Annotated in this window: 11 protein-coding genes; 3 read left to right on the top strand and 8 right to left on the bottom strand. The window is 62.1% G+C overall.

What is annotated here, in order from left to right; all coding sequences use genetic code 11:
- Positions 1 to 31 precede the first annotated feature (31 nt).
- Positions 32 to 694 carry an SDR family NAD(P)-dependent oxidoreductase gene (locus CH276_RS14945; RefSeq protein ID WP_094631304.1) on the bottom strand — a complete coding sequence of 221 codons (663 nt, stop codon included), beginning with the start codon at positions 692 to 694 and terminating at the stop codon, positions 32 to 34.
- A 219-nt stretch (positions 695 to 913) separates the two neighbouring features.
- Between CH276_RS14945 and CH276_RS14940 the strand changes: the two genes are divergently transcribed.
- Together CH276_RS14940 and CH276_RS14935 are read left to right on the top strand one after the other, a co-directional pair.
- Complete coding sequence (locus CH276_RS14940; protein WP_176459263.1) at positions 914 to 2,098, top strand: MFS transporter; 1,185 nt, start codon at positions 914 to 916, stop codon at positions 2,096 to 2,098.
- Between the two features lie 259 nt (positions 2,099 to 2,357).
- The gene (locus CH276_RS14935; protein WP_176459262.1) at positions 2,358 to 3,074 is read left to right on the top strand and encodes a serine hydrolase; all 717 of its coding nucleotides are present in this window, start codon (positions 2,358 to 2,360) and stop codon (positions 3,072 to 3,074) included.
- A gap of 134 nt (positions 3,075 to 3,208) precedes the next feature.
- Here CH276_RS14935 and CH276_RS14930 read toward each other — a convergent pair whose 3' ends face one another.
- On the bottom strand, positions 3,209 to 3,595 hold the full coding sequence (locus CH276_RS14930) for a winged helix-turn-helix transcriptional regulator (protein ID WP_176459261.1): 387 nt from the start codon (positions 3,593 to 3,595) through the stop codon (positions 3,209 to 3,211).
- A gap of 158 nt (positions 3,596 to 3,753) precedes the next feature.
- Between CH276_RS14930 and CH276_RS14925 the strand changes: the two genes are divergently transcribed.
- A complete protein-coding gene (locus CH276_RS14925; RefSeq protein ID WP_141214730.1) occupies positions 3,754 to 4,704 on the top strand; it encodes a hypothetical protein in 951 nt (316 codons plus the stop codon).
- 155 nt (positions 4,705 to 4,859) lie between these two features.
- Here the strand turns inward: CH276_RS14925 and CH276_RS14920 are convergent, their stop codons facing one another.
- The 6 genes from CH276_RS14920 to CH276_RS14895 all read right to left on the bottom strand — a co-directional run bounded on the left by CH276_RS14920 (position 4,860) and on the right by CH276_RS14895 (position 12,089).
- On the bottom strand, positions 4,860 to 6,095 hold the full coding sequence (locus tag CH276_RS14920) for an MFS transporter (RefSeq protein ID WP_254924339.1): 1,236 nt from the start codon (positions 6,093 to 6,095) through the stop codon (positions 4,860 to 4,862).
- Between the two features lie 719 nt (positions 6,096 to 6,814).
- On the bottom strand, positions 6,815 to 7,906 hold the full coding sequence (locus CH276_RS14915) for a PQQ-dependent sugar dehydrogenase (protein ID WP_094631428.1): 1,092 nt from the start codon (positions 7,904 to 7,906) through the stop codon (positions 6,815 to 6,817).
- A 435-nt stretch (positions 7,907 to 8,341) separates the two neighbouring features.
- Positions 8,342 to 9,028: an NAD(P)H-binding protein gene (locus CH276_RS14910; protein ID WP_254924338.1), complete on the bottom strand. Its 687-nt coding sequence runs from the start codon at positions 9,026 to 9,028 to the stop codon at positions 8,342 to 8,344.
- A gap of 49 nt (positions 9,029 to 9,077) precedes the next feature.
- The gene (locus CH276_RS14905; RefSeq protein WP_094631426.1) at positions 9,078 to 9,848 is read right to left on the bottom strand and encodes an SDR family NAD(P)-dependent oxidoreductase; all 771 of its coding nucleotides are present in this window, start codon (positions 9,846 to 9,848) and stop codon (positions 9,078 to 9,080) included.
- A gap of 104 nt (positions 9,849 to 9,952) precedes the next feature.
- Positions 9,953 to 10,903, bottom strand: a complete 951-nt coding sequence (locus CH276_RS14900; protein WP_094631425.1) for an aldo/keto reductase — start codon at positions 10,901 to 10,903, stop codon at positions 9,953 to 9,955.
- A gap of 391 nt (positions 10,904 to 11,294) precedes the next feature.
- Entirely contained in the window at positions 11,295 to 12,089 is a 795-nt protein-coding gene (locus CH276_RS14895) for an MBL fold metallo-hydrolase (protein WP_094623358.1), read from the bottom strand.
- Positions 12,090 to 12,164 lie beyond the last annotated feature (75 nt).

Here is a 12,164-nt window from a genome sequence, read left to right as displayed (position 1 = left end):
CTTTGTCTGCGCTCGACCGCCGGTCCGAAGCTCAATCCAGAGGGGCCACGAAGACGCGGAATTCCTTGCGCTCGGTGTGGATTCCCCACAGCGACTGGGCGAGGGCATCTGGCTCGTGCGATGGCTCACCTGCGCCAATTCCCCGCGGGATGATCAGCTGGCCGACGTGCAGACCCTCGGGTGCAAGGGCATCGTGAAGCATTTGAGCATAAGCACTTTCCCCGGCGAACGCGATCGAGGTGCCCGCGACGGAGGGTCCGGGCCGAACAGCGCTCGACCCGTTCACGAAGAGGACGGTGCCACGCCCGAGCGCGCGCATTCCGGGCAGCACGTGCGTCACAGCCGTGACAGGTCCGTAGATGGAGAACTCGACTGGACCGGCAAGATCCTCGGCGGTGGTCTCCAGTACAGGCTTCATGAATTCCTTCGCGGGCACGGGGCTGTATTGCAGTACCTCGATCGGGCCCAGTCGTTCGGCCGCGGAATCCAGAGCTGCTGTCAGCGATTTCGCGTCCCGCACATCGGCAGCAAAACCCTGGGCGGTAATTCCTTCGTCGACAAGCCGTCCGGCGATGCGGTCGACGTTGTTCTGGTTCCTGGAAATGAGCGCTACTGCGAGTCCTTCACGCCCGAAACGTCGAGCCACAGCGGAGCCGAGACCTTCACCCGCACCGATGATTGCGATCGTGGTCATTTGTTTTATCTCCTCGTGTTGGGGCGTTCACCGATTTCCGTCCTTTCCACAGTGGCGTGAAGTCGCCCGAGTAGCAAGTTCGGCGCTGGCGGCGAACAGGTCTTTTCCGCCATGAGCGGTTCCCTGTCAGTACACCCCACAGCAGGGACTCCCGCGGTCGCCGCTCGCTCTGTTTACTCGAGCGCATGCCCCTACGACAATCGCCTTTCATCGCCGCCGATGACCGCGCCTGACGATCGAACGCCGCAACCGTTCGCGTTCGCCACCGCAACAGCGGCGCTCGTTACGGTGTTCGCTGCGTCCGGGGCCCCTATTCCGTTGTACGAGCGATATCGAGCTGCGGCAAGATTGAGCACGCAAGACCTGTCGCTGGCCGCGGTCGCGTACTTCGTCGCCGTCCTGATCGCACTGGTAGTACTGGGCCGCCTGTCCGACCATCTTGGCCGCCGGGTCGTTGCAGTCGCGGCTGTGATCCTCGCCGCGATCGGAAGCCTCATTCTGCTCGATGTGTCCAACCTCGGTATTTTGTTGACCGGCAGAGTCTTTCACGGCCTGGCATGTGGGCTTGCGTCTTCGGCGCTCACCACCTACGTCATCGACACTGCCCCCGACCGCCCGCGCTGGCTTGCTGCCGGCGCAGCTGCGGGTGGGCCGGTCTCGGGGCTCACCATCGGTTCGCTCGGAACCGGAGCTCTCGCTCAGTACGCTCCGGCACCCCTGGCGGCCACCTACGTGATCGATGTCGGCCTGCTCGCTGTGTGTGCTGTGCTGCTCCTGTTCGCTCACGATCCTGTGAACCGACGACAGGGAGCATTGACGTCGCTACGTCCTCGCGTGTCCATTCCCGCTGCGGTTCGACCGTTGTTGCCGGGCGCTGTTGCCGTGTTCGGTGCCACGTGGGCGCTCGGCGGTTTCTACCAAGCTTTCAGCCCGACGATCGCGGCCCGAGACCTGGGGACCACCAACACCCTCGTGGCTGCAGTGGTTTTCGCATCGTTCATGGCCCCGTACGCATTGGGCGGCCCACTCACCGCCCGCCTTACGCCATCCGTGGCGCAGCGCGCGGGCATCGTGGTGTTCGCAGTTGCCGTCGTCGGCATCGCAACAAGTTTGCTTGCCGGATCGACCCTCGGGGTCATCGCTTTCGGCGTAATCGCCGGTGCGGCACAGGGTATGACGTTCACAGGGTCCGTCCGCGCGTTACTGTCAAAAACGGCTAGGGGCGAACGTGCAGGCCTGATGTCGGCGGTGTACCTCTTCTCCTATTGTGGAGCCGCCGCACCGAGCCTTGTCGCCGGCCGTTTGTCCAGCATTGTTGCCCTCCCGCACATCGCATTCGGATATGCGGCGATCGCCGCGGTGTCCGCCGTCGTCACAGTGAGGACTTCTCGTGCAGAGCGCTGAAATACCGCGCCGGCAGATCGCTCGGGCCGTGTCTCGAACTGCAGTCGGCCGTGCTGCCCTAACTGCAGTCGTCGTTCTCGTATTGTCCGTGTCGGCACCGATGCACTGCGTTGCCACCGATTTGGTCACTGCGCCTAGCGCTGTCGAGAGTGCGGAACCACCTGCCGAGACTGCCACCGAAGTGTCAGGGATCGAACCGGCGAGCCTCGAGAAGAGGATGCGCGCCGCCACCGAGGTGGGGGCGCTGAACGGTGCGCGAGTGTCTATCACTTTCATGGACCGGGTCAGCGGGATTCGGGCTACCAACGGTAACGAGGAGCCGATCGAAACTGCGTCGGTGTCGAAGCTCTTCATCGCGGACGATCTGCTGTTCCGTAACGAGCGCGGTGAGGTCGATTTGAGCGGAAGTGACAGAACCCAGATCGACGCTATGCTGCGCTCCTCGGACGATGCCGCGGCCGAGCAACTCTGGAATCGTTTTGGGCGCAACGACATCGTGGGGCGTGTAGCTGCTCGCTACGGGTTGCCCTCCACTTCGGTGCAGCCGGGGGACGAATGGTGGCGAACTCGAACCACGATGAACGATGTGGTGACCTTCTACTCCGCGATGATCGACGGTGCCGGTGGTCTCTCGCGCTCGCGGTCGGTTGCTGTCCTTTCGAATTTGCAGAACTTCACGCGTTTCGGCGCGGACGGCTACTACCAGCGTTTTGGACTTCCCGATGCGTTACCCGATGAGAACAGCCTCGGTGTCAAGCAGGGGTGGATGTGCTGCGTGGGTGGCGACTGGATTCATTTGTCGACCGGGTTCGTCGGTCCCGACCACCGCTACTTGGTGGCAATCGCCTCTCGCGAGGCCGCGAGCGAATACGGCGGAGGTTCGGTCGGTGCGGACCATGCTCGTCGGACCATGACCGCGATTGCGTCCGAGCTGTTCCCTTCGGGCCGTGTCGATCCCAGTTGCCCCCTCAGCTGACCGAGTTCAATCTCGGTCGTGACCCCTCCGAACTTCGAGGTTTGTCCGGTGCCTCGCTCGATGGCAGGCCGGGACCATTCTTTCAGTGGAAGTCGAAAGCTTGAACGTGGTCAGGGGCCCGGTGCGTCTCCAGTTCAAATCTTCGGCGTGTCGTCGGTGAGTTCGTCGGTTCCGAGAGGTTCTCGGCAGTGGGAACAGACGACCATGGCCTCGAAAGCTTCTCCACAACGAGTGTGAACAAAACGGCGACGCCGGGCATCCGGCGGACTGTAGGCATCGCCCCAAGATTTGAGAACCAGCAACACTCGCGCCAGGTCCAGGCCCTTCGTGGTCAGGAAGTAACCGTCGCGGGGCGATCCTTCCCTGTAGGGACGCTTTTCGACGATTTCTTCGTCGGCGAGCTTGCGCAAGCGACTGGCCAGCACGTCTCTCGGCGCTCCCGTATCGGCAATCACATCGGTGAACCGCACCGAGCCGAGTGCAAGGCTGCGAACGACATGGAGAGACCAGCGGTCGCTCACAGCATCGAGTGCGATTGTGAGCGCGTCATTTGGTTGGACTTTCAAACTGATTGCCCCTACATTCGGTCTGGTTATCCAACCAAATTACCTCGAGGGGTGTTGTGTCCGATTCGACTTCTCCAGCTGCGGTGTCCGAAGACCGGCCCGAGCATGCGCGCATGCCCGCCCGCCCGCCCGTTCGTGCCTGGTTGCAGCCGCTGATCATCGCCAGCCTCATCGCCGTGGCATTCATCGGTATGTACGTAGGTCTGCAACGCGAACCAGTGCCACACGACATACCGATCGCGGTCGTGGGGACCGAGCTCGCTGATGGGCTGGCGGAGGCTCTCGGCAGTGCGGTGAGCGTGCAGTCGGTTCCCGATATAGCAAGCGGTACAGCCCTTCTCGATAGGGGCGATGTTGTCGCGATGGTCTCGTCGGCGTCACCGACAGCAATCGATCTCGATGTGGCCGGTGCGAATGGTCCTTCGACGGTCGGTGCTGTGGAACAGTTGGTGGGCGTATACGGCAGGGCAACCGGAATGCAGGTCGTCACCGAAGACGTCATCCCACTCGTCAGGTACGACAGTCGGGGAATTGCCGGGTTCTACGTGGCCTTCGGTGTGACTCTGGCGTCGTTCGTTCTCGCGCAGATGTTGATCTTGACGGCTGCTCGGCTGCACCTGCACCATCGACTCCTCACGGTCACCGCTTTTGCGGCGTTGGTCGGGGTGATGGCGGCAGTCCTGGCCGGCCCGGTCCTGGGGGCAATACCCGGTCACAGTGTGTCGTTGGCCATCACGCTTGCGCTGCTGTCGGCGGCGACGGCATTGGCCACGACGGCGCTGGGTGCGTGGTTCGGGGCGGTCGGAGTCCCGATCGCGACGGTGCTGCTGATCACGGTCGGGAACTCCACCAGTGGCGCAACTGTCGGCCTCGACTTGCTGCCGGACCTCGCACGGGTTTTCGGTCAGGCACTCCCGCCCGGGGCTGCAATCGGTTCGATCAGCGACGTCAGTTATTTCGGCGGTGAGCACCACTGGGTGGGCTGGTCGATACTCACTGTCTGGATCGTGGTGGCAGGTGGACTCACACTTTTGAAAGAGTGGCGAAGCAAGACGCCGCTGTGATGAAGACCAGTGCCTTGCAGTGCTCAGCCCCAAAGTCTTCCGTGCTGAATCTCGTGCCACTCGACCGATGGGTAAGGCCATCCCCCTGGATCGTCGCCGGTGTGCTTACGGGTCCGAACTACCGCCGCACCGCGATGCGTTCATGACCCGATCGGTCAGCACACCGCCACGTCGTGGTCGGCGACAGACTGCTTGGGTGCCGACGCGCCAACGTCGCTCCGACGTGCCCTGTCCATGACTACGAGCGTGGCCAGAGGAACCAGGAGCAGTATCGCGAACAGCGCACCCGCGACGGGGATCGCGGCGGGTCCGTATCCACTGATCGCCTGAGATGTCACCCATGTGCCGACGGCGGTGCCGAGGTTGAACATCGACGTGCACAGTGAGGTGGCCAGAGTCGGCGCTCCCTCTGCAAATCGGACGGCAATCGACATGAGCACGGGGTTCGTGCCGAGTCCGGCCATTCCTGCAACTGCGAGAAGGGCGATCGATGGTGCCGCGAACGACGAGAAGATACTCAGCAAGCCGAGTGCTGTCACGACGATGATGCCACCGGTCAAAGCGGTGGCGTAAGGAGCCCGGTCTGCGAAGCGGCCGCTGTTGAGAGTGCCGGTGACGGCACCGACACCGAAGATCGCGAGACCGACGGGTAGAAGGTCCTCGGACAAGCCGGAGCGTTCGGTGAGTAGGGGGGCGATGAACGAGTAGGTCGACATGACGGCGGTCGAGATCAGAACGCACGCTGCCATGACCACCCAGAAGCGTCCAGTGGCGATCGATGCGAGTTGTGAGCGCAGAGGGATGACCGTAGACGACGGACGACCACCAGGAACGAAGCGGGCAATGGGCACCGATGCGAGCACGGCAAGTACCGCGAGGATCCAGAACGGACCGCGCCAGCCTACGAGCTGGCCGACAACAGAGCCGAGGGGCACCCCGATTACCGTCGCGAGAATGCCGCCACTGAGGACCAGACCGATGGCGCGCGCGCTGGCGTCCGGTCCCGCAACGCGGGACGCGACAGATGCTGCGATAGACCAGAACGCACCCGTTGCGAGCGCGGTCACGAACCGGGCCACGAGGACGAGCGAGAGGTCATCGGTGAGTACAACGACGATGTGTCCGGCGGAGTAGACGGCGAGTGCGAGGAGAAGAGTCGTCCGTTCGGGAATCTCGAGTGCCGCCACTGCGATCAACGGGGTGGCGATCATGCCGATCGCGAACGCAGTGACCAACAGTCCGGCCTCCGAGATGCCGATGGCGAGGTCCGAGGCGATATCGGGCAGGATTCCGGCAACGACGAATTCCGACGTGCCCATGAGAAACGTACCCATTGCGAGGATGTAGACGAGGAAGGGCAAGGACTTTCGTTCAATGGTGGAAGTAGACACAGCTGAATTCTCTCGGGTGGGGTCGTATTGATGACTAGTTGGGAACAGGCGCGGGCGAGATCGATTTCGGCCCTATATGGCAATACCGACTTGCCAACTGAACCGGGATTCGTCCTGAACTGCTCCGTCTTCGACAGTATTTGCTACGACATAGCCTTGGAAGGCACAGACAGGGAACCCCACCTGCGACAAACGAGCAGAAGGCGCACGGCGCAGTTTGTCTCAGATGTATCCGAAGCTCGGGCACGCCGGGAAAATTCGTGAACGCGAGAGTCAAAGTTATTCGTACTGAATGGTTTTGACCGAAAGTGAGTTGCAATCTCGTTGGTCTCTCGGTTGCCGGCGGAGGTAAAATTCACCAACATGCCTATGCGGCTGCGTGCTTCGACCAGCACCTGAGTGACATAAATCTCGACGCAAGCGTTCAGTGACATCGATTGCATTCACGGACCTCTGATGAGCCTTGACTCAACGCCGTAGTCCGGAATATCGAGCTGAACGGTCGTTTCACCTACCGCGCGCGTCTAGATAGGTCAGCACTCCTAGTACAACTATCAGAGCGACGAAAAGCACAACAGTGGGCATCTGTGGGTCGGGCCCGCGCAGTGGACCGCGGGGATTGTCGTTGTCCATGTTGGTCCTTTGTCGAAGTTTGCGGATCGAGGCACTTCTCGACACCCGGCCAGCCCGATGCTCACGTACCGATGCGCACCTTCACGTCATTGGATGCTCCACCGGAGCAACCTGTCGTCACCGATCTCGCGGTCACCGCGCCCGTCGGTGTTGTTGGTCAGTATCAACAGGGACCCGTCGGGGGCGACGGTGACGTCTCTCAGGCGTCCGTATGTACCGACAAGTCGATCGACGGACAAGTCGGGGTCGTCGAGGTTCACTTCGGTCAGGCGCTCGCCTCTGAGATTCGCAATGAACACCGTGGAACCATCGACAGCGATGCCACTCGGGCTGGCCTCACTCGTGGCCCACTGGTGGATCGGGTCGACAAAGCCGTCGGTATTCCCGATGCCCTCGATCAGTGGCCAGCCGTAGTTGCTTCCGGGCTCGATGAGGTTCAGTTCGTCCCACGTGTTTGCACCGAACTCGCTCGAGTACATTGCGCCATCTGCGTCCCATGCAATGCCTTGAGGGTTGCGGTGACCATAGCTGTACACGAATGAGTCCGGGAACGGATTGTCCGGTGGCACAGCCCCTTCGGGGGTGATTCTCAGGATCTTGCCAGCGAGCGAGGAAAGGTCTTGGGCCCGGTCGCGTTGTCCGGCGTCCCCAGTTGTGGCGTACAACATGCCGTCCGGCCCGAAAGCCAACCGGCCACCGTCGTGATAGCTGGCCGCCGGGATGCCGTCGAGCACAGCGGTTCGTTCACCCAAGGTGAGAGAGCCTGGTGCGCCGAGGACGTCGAATCGATCGATGCGATTTCCATCTGCGGCGGTCGAATAGGTGTAGAGGGCACCCTCGCGGACCGCGAGCCCCAGAAGCCCGGCTTCGCCCGCAGGGGCCACATCCACTGTCCCCATAGTGGTTCGGTTGCCGTCAGCGCCGAGTTCGATGATCTGTCCGGTGTCGCGTTCGCTGACCAGCATGCTGGTCTCGAAAATGGCTATCGCCCATGGTGCATCCAAGCCATCGGTCACGACCGAGGCCTCACCGGAGTTCGACGACATGGGTACCTCGATCGACGCTGTGGACCTTGGAGGCACCGTCTCGCCGTCGATGGCCTGCGATGCGCACGACGACAGAGTGACGGCGATGACGGACGCCGTGGCGCAGAGGGCAACGGGATGCGTAGTTCTCATCGGGTGCCCGTTCCTGCAACGATCGAGAGCGTCCTGAGTCTCGATTGCGCGGTGCCCAATGGTTCGCTGTCTGCAGCCAGAATGGAGTGTCCAGCTTTTCTTCTCATCGCGCTTGGGGCGGCTGCCCGACCTGATGCGCCGAACAATCTGTCGTGCGGCATTGTGTTGCTCCCGTTCGTGCTGAACCCGCTCGTAAGTGCGATGTCGGCGACCCATGTGTCGATCTCGACAGGGCCTGGATCGACACTAGGTGACAATTGGGACGTATGGGACGCCCTCCTGATACACCCAACATCAGGGCACCCGTGCGTCCGTCCGGGAAGGAAGTGACTCGACTGCTCAGGGTTTTCGACCCGAAATCCGCGCGATGAACCTGAACGCAACGACCACCGTTCTGTCCGCTTCGCTGGGACGATCGGAGCCCAGCAATCGAGGTCAGCGGTAAGCCGTCGGTGTGTCCCCGTCCGTGCCCGGCTGCGTTATCCCCAAATTCTCACCGATGTACGAGTTGGGGTCAGCGACGAGGTCCGCGATGAACTTTCCGAGGCTCGCGCGCGAGGTCTCGGTGCCTTTGTAGGTCTCGCCTTTCCGTGTGAGTTCAACATCTGTCACCGCCTCGTCCGTAAGCCAGACCGGCCGCAGGATGGTGTATTCCAACGATGACTGCTCGACGACATCTGCGGACTGCCGGTTCCTGGGTCGGGTGGCCCCTGCGCGTTGGTAGTCCCAGGTGTTGAAGGGCTCCGGCAGCTCGTCGTAGATGCCTCCGGCATTGATTGTGACAATTCGGCGAACGCCGACCTCCTCCGCAGCGTCCACCACTGCGGCCGTGGTGATGTCCAGGTCTTCGCCTCCGAGGGCGACGATCACGATGTCCTGGTCCGTCAGCGCCGCACGAAGCGAGTCCCGGTCGTGTGCGTCACCTTCGACCAGCGTCATGGTCTCCGTCGCGACGCCGTCGAGTCGATGATGACGGCGCAGGAACAGCGTGAGGGCAACGTCTTCCTGCTGGGCCAGGCGAGAGATGATCTCTCGTGCAGAACGGCCGTTCGCTCCGATGATGACGACGTTCTTCATGGGTTCACTTCCTACGATTTTGCGGGTTCGGTGCGTGATCGGCACGCCACACCACGAACCAGGTCACACTTGCGCCGTCCGGCGGATTCTGGTGCTAGCTGATGCCGATGGTCTGGCCACCGTCCACGACCAGGGAATGGCCGATTGTGAAACCTCCGAGATCTGAGCACAACCACAGGACGGCTGAGGCGATCTCTTCGGGGGTTCCCATGCGCCCGATCGGCTCTTGGGCGATGACCCGCGCCCGCCCCTCCGGTGTGTCACCGGAGAACCGGCCCATCATCGGAGTCTCGATGATTCCGGGGCAGATCGCGTTGATCTGGATGTTCTGGGCGGCGTAGTCGAGGGCCGCCGACTTCGTCATACCGAGGATGCCGTGCTTCGCAGCTGCGTAGGCGGACTGGCCTTTGATGCCGATGACTCCGGCACCTGAGGAGATGTTGACGATCGAGCCGCCGCGGCCTGTCATGGCGAGAATTTCGTGCTTCATGGAGACGAACACCCCACGCAGGTCGACCGCGATGAGACGGTCCCATTCCTCATCGCTGATCTCGGCAAGGGGTTTGGGTGGCTGCTCGATGCCGGCATTGTTCACCCCGATGTCGATTGGACCCAGAGCGTCGACAGCGGACTTCACCGCGTCCTCGACACTCTTGCTGTCGGTGACATCGCAGATGGCGATGTGCACGCGCCGGCCGTGCGCTTCGACGAGCTCAGCGGTCTCCTGTAGAGGCTTTTCTGTAGTGTCGCTGACGGCGACGTCGGCACCCGCGGCCGCAAAGGCTTCCGCTGTGGCTCGACCGATGCCGCTGCCGGCCCCGGTGATGAAGACATTCTTGTTGGTGAAGTCGAAAGTTACTGACATGATTGACCTTTCGTGTTTCAAGGTAGACCGGCCGACCCGCTGCATTTCAGTGAGATGACCCCAGATAGCGATGGCTGCTCGGCCTCGAGCTTTGCGCGGGGTGGTCAGGGCACGTTGTGGCCGGCAGCCTGAATCAGTCCGTACCACTCTCCGCGAGTCAGTGCGATGTCCGACCCCGCCGCAGCGTCGGACACCCGTCGCGGCGTGGTCGTTCCAAGGACGACCTGGATCCCGGCGGGATGTCGGGTGATCCAGGCGGTCGCGATCGCAATCGGGGTGACACCGTACTTCTCAGCGAGCCGGTCGAGTTCGGCGTTCAACTTGAGGTAGTCCTCGGAGCCGAAGAACACGCCATCTTGAAAGCCCTTTTGAAAGGGTGACCACGCCTGAAGGGTGATCTTCTTGATCCGGCAGTAGTCGACGATACCGCCGCCGTCGCGGGTCACAGAGTCCGGTTGTCCGGCCATATTCGCAGACAGTCCCTGAGCAATGATGGTGGAGTGCGTCAAAGACAGCTGCACCTGGTTTGCGACGAGTGGCTGCGTGACCGCAGTCTCGAGCAGGTCGATTTGCCGTGGTGTGTGGTTGGAGACCCCGAACGCGCGAACCTTCCCGGTGGATTCCAGGTGATCGAACGCACGGGCAACCTCCTCTGGCTCAACCAGTGCGTCGGGACGGTGCAACAGCAACACGTCGAGGTAATCGGTGCCCAATGCCTTCAGGGATTTCTCCGCCGAGGTCACGATGTGCTCGTATGACTGGTCGTAACCCCACGGATCGGCGACGATGCTGGTCTTGGTTTGCACAGTGATCTGCTCCCGCTCCGACGGGCTCAGCTGTAAAGCCTCGGCGAACCGGCGCTCGCACAGGTGTGGACCACCGCCGGGGTGGTTGAACCCATAGAGGTCAGCGTGGTCGAAGAAGTCGATCCCTGCCTCGCGAGCTGTCCCGTACAGCTGCCGGATCTCCTCATCGGTACTACCAGCAATCCGCATCATGCCAGCCACGATGTTGGACACCTGGGTATCCGTCGATCCGAACCGGACGGTACGCATAGTTCCTCCGAAAGTCTCGTCAAGGGTGATCCGTCGCATCGCCTCGTTTGGTGAGGCTCTGCGGACGGTTGAGCCTGCCGACTTGCCATTTCGTGTTCGCGAACGCGCCCGCGACGACAAACCCGCTCGCTGATGCCGGCTTCGCTTTCCACCGTAGGACGATCGGCATGCTGGGTGGAATACCCTGACAGGGCACCCCGGCCACCGGCTGATGTTGAGCTCCCGGCGAAGGACCAGAAAATGTGGGGTCCCGTTTCAGCTCGACGTCCCGCGACCTCACAGAGGAATCGGGTAGATTGCTGCCGAGCCGTAATTCCGGCCGCACCCAACACGCTCACTCAGACACGAGTTCTTCGATCTTCCGTTCTGACACTCGTTAGTCCGGTGCCGCTCATTGCACCCAGGTGAATCGACGGAGTCCGTCGAGGGTGGCCAGGCGGCCGAATGCGAGTTCAGGAAAATGTGCAGGAGCGAATGGGTCTCCGGTGGCGGCGAGCTCGTCGGCGATGCGGTTGCGCATGATTCCCGCTGCGACGGGGTCGACATCCCACATGCCGATCCATTCGGGCTCGGTGAGTTCGCCGACGGTGTGGAGGGTGTCGCCGAGGAGAAGGGCACGTTCCTTGCCGTCATGAATGATGTAGATGGTACTGCCCGGTGTATGCCCCGGTGCCGGCCTGGCAATCAGGCCGGGAAGGATCTCGTGTTCGACGGAGAACGGTTCGACGTGATCTTCGATGGGTGCGATGAGTTCGCGTATCCGGTGGTCCGAGGTAGCACCGGTCATGAAGTACGTCCAATCGTCCTGGTGCAAGCGGAAGGTCGCGTTCGGGAATGTGATTCGGCCGTTGACGGTCGACCATCCGATGTGATCCCAGTGCATGTGCGTGAAACAGACGTCCGTCACGTCGGACGGATCGACTCCAGCGTCCCGAAGATTGTCGAGCATGCTTCCGGTTGTGGTGTCCGCGCCGGAATGAACTCCACCGCCGGCGTCGATCAGGACGACACGGTCTCTGATTCGAATCAGGAACGAGCCGATGTCCAGACGGATGCGACCGCTCTCATCGGTGGGATGCTCGACGCAATCCCAGATTTTACCGTCGGGATGGGTGACGGCGTTACCGATCGGTTCGTGTGCGGTGCCATCGATGATGGGCACGATGTCGAGTGTGCCGACTTTCATAGCGGTCTCTTTCGTTCGGGCCGGATGCTGGACTACACCTGCGCGAGGGGTCTCCCGGGCACGACCGGTGGGGAC

Source organism: Rhodococcus sp. 06-470-2, assembly GCF_002258235.1.
Lineage (GTDB): Bacteria > Actinomycetota > Actinomycetes > Mycobacteriales > Mycobacteriaceae > Rhodococcoides.
Note: the sequence above shows the minus strand (reverse complement) of the source record. Positions and strands in the feature narration are given on the sequence as shown.

Bases quoted from the DNA above. Each gene is read 5' to 3' on its own strand.
- CH276_RS14945 (WP_094631304.1), bottom strand. From the start codon at position 694: ATGACCACGATCGCAATCATCGGTGCGGGTGAAGGTCTCGGCTCCGCT.
- CH276_RS14940 (WP_176459263.1), top strand. From the start codon at position 914: ATGACCGCGCCTGACGATCGAACGCCGCAACCGTTCGCGTTCGCCACC.
- CH276_RS14925 (WP_141214730.1), top strand. From the start codon at position 3,754: ATGCCCGCCCGCCCGCCCGTTCGTGCCTGGTTGCAGCCGCTGATCATC.
- CH276_RS14915 (WP_094631428.1), bottom strand. From the start codon at position 7,906: ATGAGAACTACGCATCCCGTTGCCCTCTGCGCCACGGCGTCCGTCATC.
- CH276_RS14905 (WP_094631426.1), bottom strand. From the start codon at position 9,848: ATGTCAGTAACTTTCGACTTCACCAACAAGAATGTCTTCATCACCGGG.
- CH276_RS14900 (WP_094631425.1), bottom strand. From the start codon at position 10,903: ATGCGTACCGTCCGGTTCGGATCGACGGATACCCAGGTGTCCAACATC.
- CH276_RS14895 (WP_094623358.1), bottom strand. From the start codon at position 12,089: ATGAAAGTCGGCACACTCGACATCGTGCCCATCATCGATGGCACCGCA.